Consider the following 21,270-nt stretch of genomic DNA (forward strand, 5'->3'; position numbering starts at 1 on the left):
ACACGCAGCGAGGCCGCGGCGTCACACCCCTGTCAGGGTTGCCGTGCTCGAAGCCGGCTCGCAGGCTTCGCCGGGCGCGGGGCCGCGGTCGAACCTGTGCCGCTACGCCTGCCCCGGCTCCAGCATCCCCAGGATGCGGGCGATCTCGGGGTCGGCCTCGCGGCCGTCCTGCCAGGCGGCGAGCGCGTCGCGGACCTGGTCGAGGCGGCGAGTGAGGTGGCCTTCGCGTTCGCGGAGGTCGCGGGTGCGCTCGGAGGTCTGGCGGAGGGCCTGGCCCTGCGCCCACAGGTCGATGAAGACCTTCACCTTGGTGCGCAGCATCCACGGGTCGAAGGGCTTGGTGATGTAGTCGACCGCGCCCACCGAGTACCCGCGCATCGCCAGGTGGGCGTCGCGGTCGGCGGCGGTGAGGAAGATGATCGGGGTGTGGCGGGTCTTCTCGCGCTGCTTGATGTGCCGCGCGGTCTCGAACCCGTCCATGCCGGGCATCTGCGCGTCCAGCAGGATCGCCGCGTAGTCCTCGGAGAGGAGCCGCTTGAGCGCCTCTTCGCCGGAGGTGACGGCGATCGTGTTCACCGGCAGCCCTTGGAGGATGGCTTCCAGGGCGAGGAGGTTCTCGGATCGGTCGTCAACGAGCAGGACGCGGGCGGTGCTCATGCGGGGCCTCCAACGGTCGGTCCGCCATTGTCGCGTTCGGACGCGGGGAGGCCGACCGCGGGGGCGGCCTCGTGTGCGCCGCCTCGCGCAGCGTGGCGGCCGTTCCCGCCGTCGTCGGTGACGATCCACTGGGACATGGTGTCGAGCAGGAGGTCGAGGTCCACGGGCTTGGTCAGGTACGCGCTCGCGCCGGCTTCGACGGACTTCTCGCGCTGCTCGGCGAGGGCCTGCGCGGTGAGGAACACGATCGGCAGGTCCGCGAACTGCGGCATGCGGCGGATGACGCGGGTGGTCTCATTGCCGTCCATGCCGGGCATCATCGAGTCCATGAGGACGATGTCGATGCCGGGGTGGTGCTGCAGGGCGTCGATGCCGTCGGCGCCGTTCTCCGCGTAGTGCACGTCGATGCCGTGCAGTTCGAGGGCGGCGGTGAGGGCGAAGACGTTGCGGATGTCGTCGTCGACGATGAGCACGGTCGCGCCTTCGAGGTGCTGGGCCGCGGCCGACGAGGAGGGCGTCTCGGGTGCGCCGGTGAGGATCCCGGGAGAGGGCTCGCGCTCGGCCGGGATCTCGGCGTGGATGGGCGTGAAGTCGCCGTCGGCGTCGATCTCGACGGGCACGACGAAGGTGAACTTCGAGCCGGCGTCGCCGGTGTGCTCGATGTAGACGTCGCCGCCGAGCATGAGCGAGAGGGACTTCGAGATGGAGAGCCCGAGGCCGGTGCCGCCGTAGAGGCGCCGCGTGGTGCCGTCGCCCTGGTGGAAGGGCTCGAAGATGATGCCCTTCTTGCCTTCGGCGACGCCGATGCCGGTGTCGATGACGCTGAAGGCGAGGCGCTCGCCGGCCGCGTTCAGGTGCGGGGCGTCGAAGCGCAGGTCGGCGGGGACGCGCCGCACGGCGAGGGTGACGGAGCCCTTGCGCGTGAACTTGACGGCGTTGGACAGGAGGTTCCGCAGGACCTGCTGGAACTTCTGGCCGTCGGTCTGCATCATCTGCGGCACGCCCGAGCCGACGTCGACGTTGAACTCGAGGCCCTTGTCCTCGGCCTGGGGCCGGAACGCGGACTCGATGTCGCCGAGGATCTCGGCGAGGTCGACGGGGTGGACGGAGACGTCCATGCGCCCGGCCTCGATCTTGGAGAGGTCGAGGATGTCGTCGATGAGGGTGAGCAGGTCGGTGCCGGCGTTGTAGATGGTGCGGGCGAACTCGATCTGGCGTTCGGAGAGGTTGCCGTCGGAGTTCTCGGAGAGGAGCCGGGCGAGCAGCAGGAGCGAGTTGAGGGGCGTGCGCAGCTCGTGGGAGACGTTCGCGAGGAACTCGGACTTGTACTTGGAGGCCTGGGCGAGCTGCTCGGCCTTCTCCTCGATGTCCTTGCGGGCGGTCTCGACCTCTTCGTTCTTGAGCTCGATGGCCTTGTTCTGGGCGGAGAGCAGCTGCGCCTTCTCCTCGAGTTCGACGTTGGTCTCCTGCAGGCGGTTCGACTGGGCCCGCAGCTCCTGGGCCATGCGCTGGGACTCGCGCAGGAGGACCTCGGTGCGGGCGTTGCCCTCGATGGTGGCGAGGGTGACGCCGACGTTGGGGGCGAGGGCGTCGAGGAACCGCTTGTGGAGCCCGGAGTAGGTGTTGAACGAGGCGAACTCGATGACGCCGCGGACCTTGTCGCCGAACTGGACGGGCAGGATGATGAGGTCGGTCGGGGTGGCCTGGCCGAGGCCGGAGGAGATCTCGAGGTAGCCCTCGGGGATGTCGTGCAGGTGGATGGTGCGCTTGGACGCGGCGGCCTGGCCGACCATGCCCTCGTTGTCCTCGATGAGCTTCTTCTCGCCGGGGTTGGGGTGGCCGTAGACGGCGTTGAGCCGGTAGGTGACGTGCCCGGAGACGTCCTCGTGGCGGACGTAGAACGTGGAGGTCTGCGCGTCGATGAGGGGCGTGACCTCGTCGAGGACCATGCGGGTGACCTCTTCGACGCCGCGGCGGCCCTGCAGGAGCGAGGAGATGCGGGCGAGGTTCGAGTTGAGCCAGTCCGCGTCGGTGTTCTGGCGGGTCTTGTCGCGCAGGGCGGTGATCATCTGGTTGATCGACTCGGTGAGGTCGGCGATCTCGCCGGCGGCCTCGAAGTCGACGGACTGGGTGAGGTCGCCTCGGGCCACGGCGTGGGCGACGTTCGCGATGGCGCGCAGCTGGAGTGTGAGCGTCGCGGCGAGCGAGTTCACGTTGCGGGTGAGGGCGAGCCAGGTGCCGGAGACGCCGGCGACCTCGGCCTGGCCGCCGAGGTTGCCTTCGACGCCGACCTCGCGGGCGACGCGCGTGACCTCGGTGGCGAAGCTGGAGAGCTGCTCGACCATGGTGTTGACGGTGGTCTTGAGCTCGAGCATCTCGCCTTGGACGTCGACGGTGATCTTCTGGGTCAGGTCGCCGCGGGCCACCGCCGTGGTGACCGAGGCGATGTCGCGGACCTGGCTGGTGAGGCTGGAGGCCATCGAGTTGACGTTCTCGGTGAGGTCCTTCCAGGTGCCCGAGACGCCGGGCACGTTGGCCTGGCCGCCGAGGCGGCCGTCGGTGCCGACCTCGCGGGCCACGCGGGTGACCTCGTCGGCGAACTGGGACAGCTGCGCCACCATCGAGTTCATCGTGGTCTTGAGTTCGAGCATCTCGCCCTGGGCGTCCACGGTGATCTGCCGGTTGAGGTCGCCTCGGGCGACGGCGGTGGCGACCGAGGAGATGTTGCGCACCTGGGCGGTCAGGTTGGACGCCATGGAGTTCACGTTGTCGGTGAGGGCCTCCCAGATGCCGGAGACGCCCTGGACGTTGGCCTGGCCGCCGAGGCGGCCGTCGGTGCCCACTTCGCGGGCCACGCGGGTGACCTCGTCGGCGAACTGGGACAGCTGCGCCACCATCGAGTTCATCGTGGTCTTGAGTTCGAGCATCTCGCCGCGCGCGTCGACGGTGATCTGGCGGGAGAGGTCGCCGGTGGCGACGGCGGTGGCGACCGAGGAGATGTTGCGGACCTGGGCGGTCAGGTTGGACGCCATCAGGTTCACGTTCTCGGTGAGGTCCTTCCAGGTGCCCGAGACGCCCTGCACGTTGGCCTGGCCGCCGAGGCGGCCCTCGCTGCCGACCTCGCGGGCCACGCGCGTGACCTCGTCGGCGAAGCTCGAGAGCTGGTCGACCATCGTGTTCACGGTGGTCTTCACCTCGAGGATCTCGCCCTGGGCGTCGACGGCGATCTTCTGCGTCAGGTCGCCGCGGGCCACGGCCGCGGTCACCGTGGAGATCGACCGCACCTGCTCGGTGAGGTTCGAGGCCAGCTGGTTCACGTTCTGGGTGAGGTCGCGCCAGGTGCCGGAGACGCCGAACACCTGCGCCTGGCCGCCGAGGCGGCCCTCCGTGCCCACTTCGCGGGCCACGCGCGTGACCTCGTCGGCGAAGTTCGACAGCTGGTCGACCATCGTGTTGACGGTGGTCTTGAGCTCGAGGATCTCGCCCTGCGCGGGCACGGCGATCTTCTGGTTGAGGTCGCCGCGCGCTACCGCGCCGGTGACCTTCGCGATGTCGCGCACCTGGTCGGTCAGGGACGACGCCATCGAGTTGACGTTGTCGGTGAGGTCCTTCCAGGTGCCGGAGACGCCGGGCACCGCGGCCTGGCCGCCGAGGCGGCCGTCGGTGCCGACCTCGCGGGCCACGCGGGTGACCTCGCCCGCGAAGACCTGGAGGGTCGCGGTGAGGGAGTTGATGGTGTCGGCGAGTTCGGCGACCTCGCCGGAGGCCTTGACCGTGATCTTCTGCGTCAGGTCGCCGGCGGCGATGGCCTGGGTCACGGTGGAGATCGAGCGGACCTGCTCGGTCAGGTTGGAGGCCATGGTGTTCACCGCGTCGGTCAGCGACCGCCAGGTGCCGGAGACGTCCTGGACGTCGGCCTGCCCGCCGAGCTGGCCTTCGGTGCCCACCTCGCGGGCCACGCGCGTGACCTCGCCAGCGAAGTCGCGCAGGAGCCCGACCATGCGGTTGACGGTCTCGCCGAGGCGGCGGAACTCGCCGCGCAGCTGCTTGCCCTCGATGTCGAGCGCCGCCTCCTGCGAGAGGTCGCCGGCGGCGACCGCCTCGAGGACGCGCCCGAGCTCGGTGGTGGGGCGGACCAGGTCCTCCACGAGCCGGTTGACGCTCGCCGCGCCCTCCGACCAGCCGCCGTCGAGGTGCTCGACGATGAGCCGGTGGTGCCAGGAGCCCTCCTCGCCCACCGCGCGGGCGATGAGCGCGAGGTCGCGGGTCTGCCGATCGGCCTGCTCGACGACGGCGTTGAACCGGTCGATGACCTCCCCGGCCAGGCCCTCGCCGCGGGGGAGCCGCACCGAGAAGTCGCCCCGCTCGACGGCCCCGAGCGCGTCGGCCAGGCTCCTGAGCAGGTCGGACTCGTCGATCGGGTTGGCTACACGGGAAACGGTGTCCGTCATGTCGTGGTTCCTCAGCTGCGTAGACAGGCTTCGGTACCAGGTTGTCACATGAACCGGGCAAACGTGAAGGCAGGTTACTCAGGGCACTATGCTCGGTCACCCCACGTTAGCGAAAGAAAACTGACAGAAGCTCGCAACCGCTGCCTCGTGTGGTGCGTGTGCATATTCGCAGCGCTCCCGCGGGCGAGTTCGAACGATCAGTGGAGACCGCGAGAGCGCCGCACCCCTTGGAGACGCATGCCCGCCCCCCGCCCGGTAGGGGGCAGGCGCGCGCCGATCGACGGCGTACGAGAGCGCACGGATCGACTCCAGAACGGCGGCCGCCCCACAGGACGGCCGCCGTTCCCATGTTTTCCGTTGGCGCGCAACGGCATCGAGCGGTGGCCGCGAGCCGCCCCACCCGAGGGCCCGGCGCGGCGACGCGGTCCCGCAGGCAGGGGCCCGACGGGCATAGACTGGGGCCCGTGACGTACCCCGAGAGGTTCGCCCGGCGCCTCCGGCTCCCGGCCGACGACCGCTCCCCCGCCGCCGCCCGCGCCGCCGTGCGCGCGGTGCTGACCGAGGCCGGGCTCACCGAGCTGCTGGACGAGACCCTGCTGCTCACCACCGAGCTGGCGACCAACGGCGTCGTCCACGCCGGCACCGACATCAACCTCACGGTCGCGGCCGACCCGATCGGCGTGCGCGTCACCGTCACCGACTACCGCTCCGGCGGCATCGACCCCCTCGACACCGCCATGCCCGAGGTCACCGCCGAAGGCGGGCGCGGCCTGCTCCTCGTCGACCGGTTCGCGTCCTCCTGGGGCACCACGCACGACGCGACCGGCAAGTCCATCTGGTTCCGCATCGACCGCGACCCCGACGCCCGGCCCGCCACCCGGCCCGACCCGGACGCGGCCGCCGACCCGCACCTGCCCGACCTGGGCCAGCTCGCCGCGCTCCTCACGGTCGCGCCCGCGATCCAGTCGCGGCTGCCGGTCGACCAGATCGTCACCGAGCTCCTGGCCCGCTGCCACGACGCGACCGCCGCCGCGGGCGGCGCGATCGAGTACGACGCGGGCGACGGGGCCGGTGCGCAGATCCTCGCCAAGTTCGGCGACGTCGGCACCGTCGCGGTCGCCGTCCCGCTCCCGCTCACCGCCCCCGCCTGCGGCAAGCTCATGCTCGCCGGGGAGCCCGAGCCGACCTGGCGGCCCCTCGCCGAACTCGTCGCCGAGCGCATCGCGCTCGCGATCCAGATCGACCGCATGCGCACCGACGAGCAGCGCCGCTCCGGCTGGCTCACCTACCTCGCCGAGGCCGGCGAGCTGCTCGCGCACTCGCTCGAAGAGCACCTGACCGTGGCGCTCATCCCGCAGCTCGTCGTCCCCCAGCTCGGCCGCTGGGCCGCCGTCCACCTCACCGCCGACGGCGGCGACCTGCGCCTCGCCTCGCTCACGCACGCCGAGGAAAGCGAGCTCGAGCACCTGCGCAGCAAGCTCGACACCGCCGCCCCCGCCCTGGCCGCCGCGCTCGCCACCGACGGCTGGACGGGCATGGAGCTGCCGGTCCCGCGCGGCCTCGACGGCATCGCCGTGCCGCTCTCGGCGCGCGGCGCCACCATCGGGGTGCTCACCGTCGGCAAGCACGTCGAGCGCCAGCACTCCTCAGAGGAGCGCGCGGTCGTCGCCGACCTCGCCAAGCGCAGCGCGCTCGCCCTCGACAACGCCCGCATCCACGCCGAGCGCCAGGCCGTCGCCAACGAGCTGCAGGCCGCGCTCATGCCGGGCTCGCTGCCCGACGTCACGGGCGTCTCCTTCGCCGCCGAGTACCTGCCCGCGACGGCCCGCCGCCTGCCCGGCTCCGGGCCGGGCCCCGTGTCCGGCACCGAGGTCGGCGGCGACTTCTACGACGCGACCGAACTCGCCGACCACCGCCTGTGGGTGGCGATCGGCGACGTGTGCGGCAAGGGCGCGCAGGCCGCGGCCGTCACCGGCGTCGTGCGCGACGTCCTGCGGGTCATGGCCCGCGACGGCCGCCCGCTCCCGCGCGCCCTCGAACTGCTCAACGCCACGCTCCTCGAGCAGCCCGGCGACATGCGCTACGCGACCATCGCCTCGGCGCTGCTCGACCCGCGCCGCGACGGCACCCTGAACGCGACCCTGTGCCTCTCGGGCCACGAGAAGCCGCTGCTGCTGCGCGCCGACGGCGAGACCTCCTGGGTCGGCCGCGAAGGCACCGCCGTGGGGCTCTTCCCCGACGTGAAGGTCAACCCCGAGGAAGTGCGCCTCGACGCCGGCGACGCCCTCGTCTTCTTCACCGACGGCGTCACCGAGCGCCGCGACGGCGCCGCCATGTTCGGCCACGAGCGCATCGAGCGGGCCGTGCGGGACGCGGCGGGCAAGGGCGCCAGGCAGATCGCCACGGCGCTGCTGGAGGCCGTCGAGGCGTTCTCCCCCGAGTCGCCGCGCGACGACATCGCGATCCTCGTGGTGCGCTGCGATCCCAAGTTACGGCTCGCGGGCATCGCCGTGGAGCCGCCGTAGCGGCTCGCGGCAGTGGCGGCGGATCGGCAAGGCTGGACAAGCGGAGAGGCCCCGCGAGCGGTGCTCGCGGGGCCTCTCGACGCGTCGCGCTAGTGCAGCAGCGTGCCCGCGCCGTAGTAGCTGTTGCCGTGGTGGACCTCGACGACCTTCACGACGGTGGTCGAGTTCGGGGCGTGGACGATGAGGCCGTTGCCGATGTACATGCCCACGTGCGCGAGGCCGTTGTAGAACACGAAGTCGCCCGGCTGGAGCTCGTCCTCGCTGATGTGCGCGACCATGTCCCACTGCGCGGCCGCGTTGTGCGGCAGGCTGATCCCGGCCTGGGCGTAAGCGCCGAGCATGAGGCCCGAGCAGTCCCACGAGTCCGGTCCGGCGGAGCCCCACACGTACGGCTCGCCGATCTGGTCGAGCGCGAAGTCGACGATGGTCCACTGCTCGTTCGTCATGCGCGGCAGGTCGTACTCGACGACCTCCTCGCCCGCGGCCGTCTTCCACTCCTCTTCGAGGTCGGTCATCCGGTCGGTGAGCTCGTCGGCGGCCTTCTGCAGCTCGCCCTGCTCGGTCTCGAGGTCGGCCTGGAGGTCGGTGAGCAGGTCGCGCTGGGTGGCGTACTCCTCGGACGCGGCGCGCAGCTCGTCCATGAGGTTGAAGTTGTAGAGGTTCGCGGAGTTGAGGCGGTCGAGCCGCTCCACGAACGCGTCGGGCGTGCCCGACTCGAGCAGCAGCGCCGCGTCCCCGATGCCCTGGTCCACATAGGTCTCGGTGATGAAGTCGGCGAGCTGGGAGCGCAGGCCGTCGAGCTCGGTCTCGGCCGTCTGCAGGTTCGCCTCGGTCTCCTCGATGAGCTCGCGGTTCGCGTCGACCTCGGAGGCCAGCTGGTTGTACTCCTCGACGGCCGCGGCGAGGTCGTCGTCGAGCGCGTCGATCTCGTCGTTGATGTCCTCCGGCGAGTCCTGCGCCCAGGCGGGGCCGGAACCGACGGTGACCAGGAGGCCGCCGACCACGGCGGCGGACATCCATTTGCGTCGAAGAGACGGCTGCTTCACGAGGAGGGTGCTCCTTCGGGATGGGAAGACGGGGTGCACTCAAGACACGCGCGCGGCCGTCCGCGGGATGCACTGGGGTGCCGCCGGGGAGGCCGAACATGAGCCTAGCGCGCGCCTTGGCGGGCGGGTAGCCCCCGGCCGTGACAAATTCGCAGCGTAACGAGCGTTCCACCGATGGTGTGTCGCTCCTGTGAGTTGCCTGGGAATGTGTACCATTGCCCGCATGACCTTCTCGATGTGTCGCTGTCACCAGCACTGAGCCGCCCGTCGGCCGCTCAGTGCTCCTCCGCTGACAACCGTTCCGACACATCGAAAGTCACATCGTTCTGATGAACTCCAGCACTCGCACGAGCTCCAGCCTGCTGCCGCCCGCCGCCCCGGCCGCCGAACGCCTCGAGTCCCTCGCCGCCTTCTACGCCGCGAACCTCACCCTGCGCCCGCGCTTCACGAAGGGCAGCCGCTGGGCGCGCCGCGTCCTCACCGGCCCGGGCCACGAGGCCTGGCTCCTCGCCTGGCTCCCCGGGCAGGGCACCGACCTCCACGACCACGGCGGCGTCGACCGCCCCGCCGCGGCCGCCGTCGCGGTGGTCTCCGGCCGGCTCACCGAGTTCACCGTCCAGCCCGGCGACTTCCCCGGCCTGCGACGCCGACCCCTTGACGCGGGCGAGGTCTCGGTGGTCGACGACCGCACGGTGCACGGCATGCGGAATCTCTCCGACACCCCGGCCGTGAGCCTCCACGTCTACGCGCCCGGCCTCGAGTCGATGCGCACCTACCTCCTCGACGAGACCGGCCTGGCCCCGGCGACGATCATGCGCGCCGGCGAGGACTGGTAACGCGCCGAACGTGAACGGAGCGTCCCGGGCAAATCGGAAAACGACGGGCCCCCGGTCGCAACCCTGACGCACGGGTGCGACACCGTTGCCCGTCAGCTGCGGCGCCCGGGCGTGTCGGCTGCCGAGAGGGTCTCGCCCACCGCTTGCGGGAGGGCCGTGGCGACATCGGTGGCGGTGATCGTGCGGCGGCCGGCGGCGGCGATGCCGCCGGCGCGGCCGTGGAGGTAGGCGGCGGCGACCGCCGCGCGGATACCGCTCATGCCCGAGGCCAGGAGCGAGGCCATGAAGCCCGCGAGCACGTCTCCTGAACCGGCCGTTGCCAACTGGGGCCGACCGGTCGGATTCGCCCACACTTCGCCGTCGCTCGAGGCGACCACCGTGTGGTGGCCCTTGAGCAGCACCGTGCAGTTCAACCGCTTCGCCAGCGCGGCCGCGGCCGCGCCGCGGTCCTCGGCGGGCGCGGAGCCGTAGAGCCGCTCGTACTCGCGGTCGTGCGGCGTGAGCACCACCGGCGCCTCGCGCTGGGAGAGCACTGACGGGTACTCGCCGATGAGCGTCAAGGCGTCGGCGTCGAGGACGACCGGTGCGGGCGATTCGAGGACGTGGCGCAGTTCGGCGAGGGAGGCCTCGTCGGTGCCGAAGCCGGGGCCGGCGAGCCAGGCCTGGACGCGTCCGGCCTCCTTGACCTCTTGGGTGCACACCACTTCCGGGTGGCGGCGGCGCACGTACTCGGCGGCGGCCCCGGCGTACCGCACGTATCCGGCGGGCCCGGCGAGGGCGCCGGAGGTGGCGAGGACGGCGGCGCCGGGGTACTGCTCGGAGCCGGCGGCGACGCCGACGACGCCGCGCGTGTACTTGTCGTCGTCGGGGCCGGGCTCGTGCCACCAGGCGGCGAGGTCGCCGTCGCGGGCGACGCGCACGGCCGGGTGCGGGTCGAGGTGCGGGCCGAGTCCGATGTCGACGAGGACGAGGCGTCCGGTGAGGAGGGCGGCGCGGCCGAGGACGTGGCAGGGCTTGTAGGAGCCGAAGGCGACGGTCACGTCGGCGGTGACGGCGCTGGCGGGGACGGCGCCGGTGTCGACGTCCACTCCGGAGGGCACGTCGACGGCGACGACGGTGCCGGCGTCGATGGCGGCGAGCTGGTCGATGGCGCGGCCGGGCAGGCCGGGTCGGCCGCCGATGCCGAGGACGCCGTCGAGGAGGAGGTCGCATCGGCGGGGCGGGTTGGCGACGAGTCGCCCTCCGGCCCTGGTGAGTGCGGCGGCGGCGACGGGGTGGACGCGTTCGCCCATGACGGGGACGGCGAAGACGCGGGCGCCGCGCTTGGCGAGGCGGGCCGCGGCGAAGAGGGCGTCGCCGCCGTTGTCGCCGGGTCCGGCGAGGACGGTGACGGTGGCGCCGTAGACGCCGCGCCGGCGGCGGCCGGGGCTGCGTTCGCGGAGCAGGCGGGCGCATTCGGTGGCGAGTCCGGCTGCGGCGCGCTGCATGAGGGTGCCCGGCGGGAGCTGGGCCATCAGCTGGGCTTCGGCGCGGCGGACTGCCGCTGCTGACCAGGCACCGTCCATGGTGTTCCCTCTCAGGCCTGTTCGGCCGTCATGCCGTTTCGGCGATCACCACCGCTGTAGCGATACCGCCATCATGCGACAGCGACACGTGCCAGCGTGAGACGCCACGCTGCGCTGCCGCTGCAGCCACCGTTCCGGTGATGGTCAATGTGGGGCGGCCGTCGGGGAGGGAGAGCACTTGGCAGTCGGCCCAGTGCATGCCGCCGGGGGCGCCGAGGGCTTTGGCCACGGCTTCTTTGGCGGCGAAGCGGGCGGCGAGGGATTCGGTGCGGCGGCTCTGCCCGTCGGGGGTGCGGCGTTCGGCCTCGGTGAAGAGTTTGTCGGCGACGTGCGGGGTCCGTTCGAGCACGCGCTCGAACCGGTCCACTGCCACTACGTCTATGCCCACGGCGACGATCACCCCCCAAGAGTGCCACGGGATCGGGCGGATCGTCCCCGCATCGGAGGGTTCCACCGTCCCGGGTGACGGTTCGCGGGTTCCCGCTTGGGGTCTCGGCGGGTCAGGCGGGGGCGGGGCCGAGGCCGACGGCGGGGAGGATGGCCTGGTCGACGATGGCGTGGAGGTAGTCGTCGTCGGGTGCGGCGCCGGTGTCGAGCATGCGCTTGGTGACCATGGCTTCGCCGATGTCGAGGACGACGGGGGTGAGGCGGGCGGGGTCGAGGGCGCCGCGGGAGGCGTAGTGGCGCAGGACGGTCTGGGTGAAGGTGCCGCCGCGGCGGTCGAAGACGCGTTCCCAGAGGGCTTCGACGACGCGGGGGTCGCGGGCGGGGTCGCCGAGGATGGCCATGACGGCGCGTCCGGCGGGGCTGAATCCCCATTCGACCATGAGGCGGAGGGCGGCGACGAGGTCGCCGCGGAGGTCGTCGGCGCCGGGGGCGGGCCGTTCGACGGGGTGGCGGTCGGCGAGGGCGTCGAGGAGGAGGTCGAGGGGGTCGGACCAGCGGCGGTAGAGGGTGGAGCGGGGGGTGGCGGCGCGTTTGGCGATGGCGTCCATGGTGAGTCGGCCGGGTCCGGAGGCGGCGGCTTCGTCGACGGCGGCGGTGTAGATGGCGTCGAGCAGTGCCTTGCCGCGGCGGCGCGTCGGTCCTTCGGGCACGGGCGGTCCCCTCAATTAGCTACAGTCATGTATCTTATCGTTTTAGATACAGTCGTGTACCTAAAACTTGGAGGCGAGATGGCCCTCTCCCCGCCCGCCATTATGAGCACCCCCGTCGCCGAGCGTTCGCTCGCACCCGACCTGGCCAGGGGCGCGATGCTCCTGTTCATCGCCCTCGCCCACGCGCACATGTTCCTCGCGCACGAGACCACCGGCTTCCGCGGCTACGCCGTCGACGGCGACCCCCTCGACCGCGTCGTCGCCGGACTCCAGGTCCTGTTCGTGGACGGGCGCGCGCTGCCGATGTTCGCCGGCCTCTTCGGCTACGGCCTCGCCCGGCTCGTCGACCGCCGCATGCGATCCGGCGCCGACTGGCCGCAGGCCAAGCGCCTCGTCCGCCGCCGCTCCCGGTGGCTGCTCGCGTTCGGCTTCGCGCACGCGCTCCTGCTGTTCTTCGGCGACATCCTCGCCGCGTACGGGTTCATCGGCCTCGTCTTCACCGGGCTCCTCGCCGCCAAGGACCGCACCCTCTTCCGCACCACCGGGATCGTCCTCGCCTGCCATGTACTCGTCGTGATCGCCGCCGGGTACGCCGCCGTCGCCGCCGGGCACGAGAACGCCACCCCCACACTCGTCGCCGACCCGCTCGAAGCCGCCGCCATGCGCCTCGCCGTGTGGTCGGCCCTCACCCCCACGTTCTACGTCGTCGACGTGGTGCCCGCCTTCGCGATCGGCATCTGGGCCGCCCGCCGCCGCGTCCTCGACGACCCCGCCCTCCACCTCCCGCTCCTGCGCCGCACCGCGTTCGGCGGCATCGCGATAGGCGTCGCCGGCGGCCTCCCGCTCATGCTCGCCGAAACCCAGCTGTGGCACCCCGGGACGCCCGTCGCGGTCGCGGTCTACGCCCTCCACTCCCTCACCGGCCTCGCCGCCGGGCTCGGGCTGGCCGCGCTGGTCGGCCTCGCCGCCGCCCGCGCCACTGCGGACTCGGCGGGGCCGCTGACGCGGGCGCTCGCGGCGTGCGGGCAGCGGTCGCTCACCTGCTACCTGCTCCAGTCGGTGGCGTTCACCGCGCTGTTCGTGCCGTACGCGGGGAACCTCGGTGCGCGACTGGGGGACGCAGCGGCCTCCGGGATCGCCGTCCTCGTCTGGGCCGCCACCGTGGCGCTCGCGGCATGGATGGCGCGGGCCGGGCTGCGCGGCCCGCTCGAGGTACTGCTGCGCCGACTGACCTACGGCCGCAGGTGAACCCGCCCGCAGGCCCGGAACCGGTCGCGCCCCGGGGTCACGCGACCCCCTGACGACCGAGGGCCCGGCCGCTGCGAAGCGGCCGGGCCCTCGTTCCGTGTGCGGTTGCGCCTCAGGCGATCAGCAGACGACCGGCTCGTAGTAGGTGCACTCGCGCTCGGCGGGCATCTCCTCGGCGGGTTCGGCGACCTCCTCGGCCCGCGCGAGCGTCGAGATTTCCGCCTCGGTGGCGTCCTCGCTGTGGCCGGCGATCGCGACCGCGATCCGGTTCTCGATCGACTTCACGGAGCTGACGAGGTAGTCGTTGAGGATGACGCTGAAGACCAGTTCGCGCCCGTCCGCGTCGGTCACGAAGCCCGAGAGGGCCGAGATCGAGCTCTGCGAGCCGGACTTGGCGCGCACGTTGCCCGCCGCCGGGGTGTCGCACATACGGCTGACGAGCGTGCCGTCGACGCACGCGATCGGAAGACCGGCGTAGAACGTGTCGAACCAGGGCGAGTCCTTCGCGCCGATGAACAGGTCGGTGATCATGTCCGGGGTCATCTGGTCGAAGCGGGACATGCCCGAGCCGTCGACCTGGAGGAGGACGCTCGTGTCCACCCCGTACCGCTCGATCGCCGCGTGGACCCCGTCCTGGCCCGCCGCGAAGGTGCCCTCGCCGGTGTTGTGGAGGGCGACCGCCTTGAACAGCGCCTCGGAGTACGAGTTGTTCGAGGGCTTGAGCAGGTCGACGGCCAACTGCGAGAGCGGGATCGATTCGCGGGCCACGAGCGTCCCGCCCGCTTCCTGCGGCGTCGGCTCGCTCACGCGGAGGTCACCGGTCAGGTCGATCCCGTTGTCGGCCAGGGCGTCCGCGAAGACATCGGCGACGAGGGCGGTCGGGTCGATGACCGAGCGGGAGTAGTAGTCGGGCGTGACGCCGGCTTCGACGGTCCCGGTGACGCGGATGGTGTTCGCGTGCTCGTCGCGGTTGACCGAGAGGTCCGTCTCCGCGCCGGTCGTCGCCTCGTTCACGACGGTCACGTAGTCGTTCTCGGGCACCATCTTGATCTGCACCGGGTCGCCGTTCGCGGCGCCGCCGGTCATGAACAGGCGGACGGTGCCGGCCCAGTGGTCGGGGCCCGAGCCGATGGTGAGCGCGGAGATCTCCGACGCGGCGGCGTACTGGAGGTCGCCCCAGGCCCATTCGTCGCCGTGGCGGGCGGCGTCGAAGGCGGTGTCGTCGGCGACCAGGTCGCCGTCGACCGTGGAGACGCCGAGCGCGGCCAGGTCGGCCGCGAGCTGCTGGTAGTCCTCTTCGAGCATGGTCGGGTCGCCCGAGCCGCGCAGGTAGAGGTCGCCGTCGATGACGCCGTCGACCGGGCGGTCGCCGAGCAGCTCGGTGGTGAACGTGAAGTCCTCCCCGAGGGTCTCGAGGGCGCCCGCGACAGTGGTGAGCTTCTGGTTGGAGCCGGGCAGGCCGCGCTGGTTGCCGTTGTGGTCGTACAGGACTTCGCCGGTGGCCGCGTCCTTGACGATGACGCCCGCCTGCGAGTCGGTCAGCGCGGGGTCGGCGAGGATGGCGTCGATGGCCTGGGCCAGGGCGTCCGAACCGGTCTCCTGCGCTTGGGCGACGACCGTTCCGGCGAGGGCGAGGGCCCCCGCGGCGGTGACCGCCACGGTGCCCGAGATGAGGGTGCGAGTCTTCACAGGCGGGAGCGTATGTACGACCTCCTGCCCGTTTCGGCGAATGATCCGTAAATGTGCGGTACGCAACTCGCTTCGGAGGCAACGGAAAACGGCCGATACGACGTACCCGCGCATCCAGACGCGAATGCGAGGGGCCGCCCGTATCGGCCGTTCGGCCAGACCGAAATCATCCGTTCAAAGGACCCTCCATACGGCCGAGGGCCCGGCCGCTGCGCAGCGGCCGGGCCCTCGTTCCGTGTGCGGTGGTGTCCGCGCCGCTTAGCAGACGGCCGGCTCGTACCAGGTGCACTCGAGGCCGGCGGGCATCTCGCCCTCGGCGGGGAGCTCCTCGGCCTCGGCTTCGAGTGCCGCGAAGTCGGGCGTGTCGATCTCGGCGGAGAGGGTGCTGATCTCGGCCTCGGTCGCCGCGGTGCTGTGCGAGGCGACGGCCACCGCGATCTTGTCCTCGATGTCCTTGACCGTGGACCACAGGAAGTCGTTCACGATGACGCTGAAGACGAGCTCGCGGCCGTCGGCGTCGGTCACGTACCCCGACAGGGCCGAGACGCTGGTCATCGAGCCGGTCTTGGCGCGCACGTTCCCGGCCGCGGCGGTGCCGCACATGCGGCCGCCCAGCGTGCCGTCCTGGCACGCGATCGGCAGGGCGTCGTACCAGGTGGAGAACCAGTCGGCCTTCTTGGCGCCGACCAGCAGATCGGCGAGCATGTTGGAGGTCATCATGTTGTGGCGCGAGATGCCCGAGCCGTCGACCTGGCGGATGGGCCCGGTGTCGACCCCGTAGGGCTCGATCCCGGCGTACGTGGCGGCCTTGCCGCTGCTGAAGGTGCCCAGGCCGGTCGCCTCGTAGCCGAGGGTCTTGAACAGGGCCTCGGCGACGGAGGCGTTGGAGGGCTTGAGGATCACGGGCTCGAGCTCGGCGAGGGTCATCGACTGGTGGCTCGCGAGCGTCTCCGGCCCCTGCGGGGTGGCTTCGCCGAAGCGCAGGTCGCCGTTGAGCGTGATGCCCGCGTCCTCGAGGGAGTCGGCGAAGACGTCCGCGGCGAGGCGCGTCGGCTCGATGACCGAGCGGGTCGCGAAGGTGCCGCTGCCGCCGGCCTTCACGGTGCCGCTGACGCGGATGACGTTGTCGTGCGGGTCGCGGTTCACGCTGACGTTGGTGCTGGTGCCGGTGGTCGCGGTGTTGACGATCTCCACGTAGTCCGTCGCCGGGGACGTGGTGATCTGCGCCGGGTCGCCCTCGGCGGCGCCGGGCTTGACGAACACGCGCACCGAGCCGGCGTTGTAGTCGTCGCCGGAGGCGACGGTGAGCGCCGAGACCTCGGCGGCATAGGTGAACTGCAGGTCGGACCAGCCCCATTCGGCGCCGGAGCGGACCGAGTCGAACGCGGTGTCGTCGGCGACGAGGTCGCCCTCCACCGTGGACACGCCGAGGGCGGCGAGGTCGGCCGCGAGCCGGTCGAAGTCGGCTTCCAGCAGCGTCGGGTCGCCGCTGCCGCGCAGGTAGAGGTCCCCGGCGACGACGCCGTCGACAGGCCGGTCGCCCAGGACGTCAGTGGTGTAGGTGAAGTCCGCGCCGAGGTGCTCCAGGGCGGCGGCGGTCGTGGTGAGCTTGTCGTTGGAGCCGGGGATGCCCCGCTTGGCGCCGTTGCGCTCGTAGAGGACCTCACCGGTGTTCGCGTCGGCGACGGTGACGCCGATCTGCGAGTCGGTGAGGCGCTTGTCGGTCAGGATCGCGTCGATCGCGGCGGCGAGCGCTTCGTCGCCGGTCTCCTGCGCCTGGGCGACCACGGTGCCCGCGACGGTGATGGCGCCGGCGGCGGCGACCGCCACGGCGCTCGAGATAAGGGTGCGTTTTCTCACTACGCGAGTCTATGCACGAAGAATGTCGGACTCCCGCCGGAGTGCAGGGGAAGTTCCGCAAATCGCACGGTCGCAAGGCAACCGAATGGTTACCGAACGCGTATCGGCGCGCGCGGAGTCCGCGCGCGCCGCAAAGGATTCAGTGCGCTATTCCACTGTCACCGACTTGGCGAGGTTGCGCGGCTGGTCGATGTCGCGGCCCATCGCGGTGGCGAGCTCGATCGCGAACTCCTGCAGCGGCACCGTGGTCAGCAGCGGCGCCAGGAGCGTCGGCGTCGCGGGCGTCTCGATCACGAAGTCCGCGTGCGAGGCGGTGATCGCGTCGCCCTCCTCGCAGATCGCGATGACCTTCGCGCCGCGGGCCTTCACCTCCTGGATGTTGGAGATGATCTTGTCGTGCAGGAGCGAGCGGCCGCGCGGGCTCGGCACGATCGCGACGACCGGCGTGCCGTCCTCGATCAGCGAGATCGGGCCGTGCTTGAGCTCGCCCGCGGCGAAGCCCTCGGCGTGCAGGTACGCGAGCTCCTTGAGCTTCAGGGCGCCTTCGAGGGCGACCGGGTAGCCGACGTGGCGGCCGATGAACAGGACGCGGTCCTTGCCGACGCTGCCGCGGGCCATCTCGCGCACCGGCTCCAGGTTCTCGATGACCTTCGCGATCTTCCCGGGCGAGGCCACGAGCTCGTCGAGGATCGCCGAGACCTCGTCGGCGTACTTGATGCCGCGCACCTGCGCCAGGTGGAGGCCCACCAGGTAGCAGGCGGCGAGCTGGGTCAGGAACGCCTTCGTGGACGCGACCGCGACCTCGATCCCGGCGCGCGTGTAGAGCACCGCGTCGGACTCGCGCGGGATCGTGGACCCGACGGTGTTGGAGATGGCGAGGACGCGGGCCTTCTGGTCCTTCGCGTGGCGCAGCGCCATGAGGGTGTCCATGGTCTCGCCCGACTGGGAGATGACGACGACGAGCGTGGACCGGTCGAGCACCGGGTCGCGGTAGCGGAACTCGCTGGCGAGCTCGACCTCGCACGGGATGCGCGTCCAGTGCTCGATGGCGTACTTGGTGACGAGCCCGGCGTGGTACGAGGTGCCGCACGCGACGATGAAGACCTTGTCGATGTCGCGGAAGTCCTGGTCGGACATGCGGACCTCGTCGAGCACGATCTGCCCGGTCTCGTCGATGCGCCCGCGCAGCGTGTCGGCGACCGCCTGCGGCTGCTCGTGGATCTCCTTGGCCATGAACGTGTCGAAGCCGCCCTTCTCGGCGGCGGCGATGTCCCAGTCCACGGAGTACGGCTTGCCCTCGGACGGCTGCCCGTCGAAGCCGCGCACGGTGATGCCCCGCTCGCGGTTGATGGTGACGATCTGGTCCTGGCCGAGCTCGACCGCCTCGGTCGTGTAGGCGATGAAGGCCGCCACGTCGGAGGCCAGGAAGTACTCGCCGTCGCCGAGGCCGACCACGAGCGGGGAGTTGCGGCGGGCGCCGACCACGGTGTCGGGGTCGTCGGCGGCCACGGCCAGGAGCGTGAAGGCGCCTTCGAGGCGCGCGCAGACGCGGGTCATGGCGTCGGTGAGGTCGCCGTCGACGGCGTACTCGCGGCCGAGGAGGTGGGCGGCCACCTCGGTGTCGGTGTCGGAGAGGAACTCGACGCCGGCGGCCTCGAGCTCGGCGCGCAGCTGCCCGAAGTTCTCGATGATGCCGTTGTGGATGAGCGCGATGCGCCCGTCCGCGGAGAGGTGGGGGTGGGCGTTGCGGTCGGAGGGGACGCCGTGCGTCGCCCAGCGGGTGTGCCCGATGCCGCACGAGGCCTCGAGCCCGCGGTCCTGCTCGGCGAGGACCGCCTCGAGATTGGCGAGCTTCCCGGCCTTCTTGTCGAACTCCAGGTACGAGTCGGCCGCCTCAGGGTTGAAGACGAGGGCGACGCCCGCCGAGTCGTAGCCGCGGTACTCGAGACGGCGCAGGCCGTCGATCACGACGTCGACGACGCTGCGCGCCCCGACGTATCCAACGATTCCACACATGCGAAGCACCCTACCCCAGTTTCGCGCATCACTCATGCTCGGATAGCCGAGAACTGATCACACCGTTTGATCATTCTTGGCGTTCGCCGCCCGTTCACCACTGCGGCACCAGGTGTTCGCCCAGTTCGCGGCGGCAAGGATCGTGAACTCGACTCGCGAAACCCGCGTAGCGCGGGTCGCGAATCACTCTCGCGACCGCCGCTGTGCGGACGTTGCGAGCCGTCCTCGCTTGACCGCGCTCACGACGGCGCGCTCACATGACCGCCTTAAGAAGGGGGCGGATCACTCCACCACCGCGATGCCGCGGGTCCCGTCCTCGTCCACGTAGCTGACGGCCGCGCCCGTGCCGACCGGGCTGAGCTGCGCGTCGTGGCACCAGTTCGCCGGGATCGACGTGCCGTCGGGCCGCTCGGTCGCGAACTCGACCTCGCTGGCCCGCCCCTCCGCGACCGCGTACAGGCGGCAGTCCGGACGGGTCTGGTCGAGCGAGAGGTCGGCCGCGAGCATCGCCCGGTTGTCCGGCAGCACCGTCGCCCAGCCGCGCGCGACCTCCGGGTCCAGCGGCGTGAAGCCCAGCCGCACCGCCTTGCGGTACAGCCGCTCGCCGGTGTCCGCGTCGTACGCCATCGCGCCGAGCCACGAGCCCTCGCGGTCCTTCGCGCTGTAGCACTCGATGATCTGCACTGTGCGCCGCTCGCTGGTGGGGGCCTGCGCCTTCGCCTCGCCGCCCGCGGCCACGCCCGACGCGGCCGCGGCCGTCGGCTGCGACAGGTACAGGGTCCCCCCGCACGCCGAGGAGTTCGTCGAGCCGAAGACCTGGTCGGCCACCCGGAAGTGCTCGACGCCGTCGGCGATCGAGTACGCGATGAGCTGGTGCTCGAAGCGGCGCGCCGAGAACGGCCCGTCCGTCACGCGGTGCTCGATGCGGCTGTCGATCACGATCGTGTCCTCGGTGACCAGGAACGACTCGGGTACGACCACGGCGCTCCTGTCGATCTCCTGGTGCCACGCGGCCGTGCCGTCGTCGAGGTCGAACGCGAGCACGAGGTCGCGGGCCACGGACCGGTCGGGCGCGGGCATGCAGTCGGCGAGCACGAGCGCGCGCCCCGCCGCCAGCTGCGCGGCCGTCCCCTCGCACCCGTCGGGCAGCGCGGCCTGCCACGCCAGGCCGCCGCCGAAGTCGTACACGCTGAACGTCTCGCTCCGGTCCTTCGTGAACAGCAGCCGGTCGTCGGCGAGCGCGAGCAGGACCCCCGGCGAGCCGTCGAAGTCGGCCGTCCCGACCACGGAGCCGTCGCGGGCGCTGAGGACGCGGGTCTGGAAGTCGCCGTTGTTGTCCGCGCGCGGACCGGTGAGCGCCACGAGGTCCTGCGCCTGCGAGAGCACCGGCGACTGCGAGGCGAGCCAGTTCCAGCGGCGGTGGTACCAGGTCGCGGCGCCCGTCGCGGGATCGAGCATGGTGACCGCCTGCGGTGTCGGGTCGGCCGGGTGGTCGGTGCGCAGGAGCCCGAACGGCGTGTCGGTGAACCGCCCTTCGCCTGCGAGGTCGGCGAGGCCGTCCAGGCCCGGGTCGGTGGCGCTGCCGGTCGCCGCGGCGTCGCCCACGAGCACGTCCTGGTTCGCGAGCTCGGCCCAGCGCTGCATCGCGGGCGCGAGCGCCGCGGCGAGGATGACGATGATCGCGGTGGCGAGCACGGCCACCTTGCGCCGCAGCTGCTTCGGGGCCGGGGCGCGCCCGCCCGCGTAGCCCTCCACGACGAACTCCGAGAGCGCCAGGAGCCCGCCGCCGACCACGCCGAACACGTACGCGAGGGCCGCGACCCCCGCCCGGTGCGTGATGAACTGCCCCGGCCCGGCTTCGGGCATCGACGAGTAGACCGTCCAGCCGGCCGCGGCCGCGAGCACCGCCGTGAAGAGCGCCACGATGATGGTGCGCAGCCCGGCGTGGGTGGCGGCGGTGGCGATGACGACGGCGACGAGCAGGACCGACCCGACCGTCCCGATGATCATGTAGACGCCGGAGGACCCGGAGCTCGCGCCGGTGCCGAACGAGGCCCACACGAGCAGCACCGCCCAGCACACCAGCGCGGTGATCCCGGACGCGCGCAGGAACACCCGCGCGAGCGGGCGCCCGGACCCCTTGGTGCTGCCCTGGGTCGCGGAGGACGCGAGAGTCGAACGGCCGGTGCCGGAGGCGCTGTGGGACATGCCCTCTTTCTACCGGTCACCGCTGCGCGTAGCGGTGCTTTCGCGCAGATCGCGAGGCGTTTTCTCTTGGGC

At 71.7% G+C, this 21,270-nt stretch carries 13 protein-coding genes; 3 read left to right on the plus strand and 10 right to left on the minus strand.

Translation table 11 applies throughout. The annotated features are described in order from the left end of the window. Nucleotides 1–102 precede the first annotated feature (102 nt). Nucleotides 103–657, minus strand: coding sequence for a response regulator (locus tag AB0K52_RS21340; protein ID WP_363535082.1), 555 nt, complete (start codon nt 655–657; stop codon nt 103–105). Then, nucleotides 654–5,108 (minus strand): HAMP domain-containing protein, encoded by a 4,455-nt coding sequence (locus tag AB0K52_RS21345; RefSeq protein ID WP_363535085.1) that lies wholly within the window; start codon nt 5,106–5,108, stop codon nt 654–656. Before AB0K52_RS21345 ends, AB0K52_RS21340 begins: the two co-directional genes overlap by 4 nt. Before the next feature lie 464 nt (nt 5,109–5,572). Here AB0K52_RS21345 and AB0K52_RS21350 point away from each other — a divergent pair, with 464 nt between their 5' ends. After that, a complete protein-coding gene (locus AB0K52_RS21350) occupies nt 5,573–7,633 on the plus strand; it encodes a SpoIIE family protein phosphatase (protein ID WP_363535088.1) in 2,061 nt (686 codons plus the stop codon). Nucleotides 7,634–7,722: 89 nt separating this feature from the next. On the opposite strand, the gene AB0K52_RS21355 is transcribed toward AB0K52_RS21350, so the two are convergent. After that, nucleotides 7,723–8,679, minus strand: a complete 957-nt coding sequence (locus AB0K52_RS21355) for an NlpC/P60 family protein (RefSeq protein ID WP_363535091.1) — start codon at nt 8,677–8,679, stop codon at nt 7,723–7,725. A 329-nt stretch (nt 8,680–9,008) separates the two neighbouring features. On the opposite strand from AB0K52_RS21355, the gene AB0K52_RS21360 reads away from it, so the two are divergent. Continuing rightward, the gene (locus AB0K52_RS21360) at nt 9,009–9,515 is read left to right on the plus strand and encodes a cysteine dioxygenase family protein (protein WP_363535094.1); all 507 of its coding nucleotides are present in this window, start codon (nt 9,009–9,011) and stop codon (nt 9,513–9,515) included. A gap of 92 nt (nt 9,516–9,607) precedes the next feature. Here the strand turns inward: AB0K52_RS21360 and AB0K52_RS21365 are convergent, their stop codons facing one another. The 3 genes from AB0K52_RS21365 to AB0K52_RS21375 form a co-directional block, all read right to left on the minus strand. After that, on the minus strand, nt 9,608–11,080 hold the full coding sequence (locus AB0K52_RS21365; RefSeq protein ID WP_363535097.1) for an NAD(P)H-hydrate dehydratase: 1,473 nt from the start codon (nt 11,078–11,080) through the stop codon (nt 9,608–9,610). A gap of 28 nt (nt 11,081–11,108) precedes the next feature. Then, a complete protein-coding gene (locus AB0K52_RS21370) occupies nt 11,109–11,480 on the minus strand; it encodes a holo-ACP synthase (RefSeq protein ID WP_363535100.1) in 372 nt (123 codons plus the stop codon). A 100-nt stretch (nt 11,481–11,580) separates the two neighbouring features. Continuing rightward, the gene (locus AB0K52_RS21375) at nt 11,581–12,177 is read right to left on the minus strand and encodes a TetR/AcrR family transcriptional regulator (RefSeq protein ID WP_363535103.1); all 597 of its coding nucleotides are present in this window, start codon (nt 12,175–12,177) and stop codon (nt 11,581–11,583) included. A gap of 78 nt (nt 12,178–12,255) precedes the next feature. Here AB0K52_RS21375 and AB0K52_RS21380 point away from each other — a divergent pair, with 78 nt between their 5' ends. Then, nucleotides 12,256–13,425 carry a DUF418 domain-containing protein gene (locus tag AB0K52_RS21380; RefSeq protein ID WP_363535105.1) on the plus strand — a complete coding sequence of 390 codons (1,170 nt, stop codon included), beginning with the start codon at nt 12,256–12,258 and terminating at the stop codon, nt 13,423–13,425. Nucleotides 13,426–13,545: 120 nt separating this feature from the next. Here AB0K52_RS21380 and dacB (AB0K52_RS21385) read toward each other — a convergent pair whose 3' ends face one another. The 4 genes from dacB (AB0K52_RS21385) to AB0K52_RS21400 all read right to left on the minus strand — a co-directional run bounded on the left by dacB (AB0K52_RS21385) (nt 13,546) and on the right by AB0K52_RS21400 (nt 21,198). Beyond that, a complete protein-coding gene (dacB, locus tag AB0K52_RS21385; RefSeq protein ID WP_363535108.1) occupies nt 13,546–15,114 on the minus strand; it encodes a D-alanyl-D-alanine carboxypeptidase/D-alanyl-D-alanine-endopeptidase in 1,569 nt (522 codons plus the stop codon). A 258-nt stretch (nt 15,115–15,372) separates the two neighbouring features. Next, complete coding sequence (gene dacB / locus AB0K52_RS21390; RefSeq protein WP_363535111.1) at nt 15,373–16,974, minus strand: D-alanyl-D-alanine carboxypeptidase/D-alanyl-D-alanine-endopeptidase; 1,602 nt, start codon at nt 16,972–16,974, stop codon at nt 15,373–15,375. Between the two features lie 147 nt (nt 16,975–17,121). After that, complete coding sequence (glmS, locus tag AB0K52_RS21395; protein ID WP_363535113.1) at nt 17,122–18,990, minus strand: glutamine--fructose-6-phosphate transaminase (isomerizing); 1,869 nt, start codon at nt 18,988–18,990, stop codon at nt 17,122–17,124. Between the two features lie 282 nt (nt 18,991–19,272). After that, on the minus strand, nt 19,273–21,198 hold the full coding sequence (locus tag AB0K52_RS21400) for a PQQ-binding-like beta-propeller repeat protein (protein ID WP_363535116.1): 1,926 nt from the start codon (nt 21,196–21,198) through the stop codon (nt 19,273–19,275). Between the last annotated feature and the right edge of the window lie 72 nt (nt 21,199–21,270).

The organism is Glycomyces sp. NPDC049804, from assembly GCF_040674615.1.
GTDB lineage: Bacteria > Actinomycetota > Actinomycetes > Mycobacteriales > Micromonosporaceae > Glycomyces > Glycomyces niveus.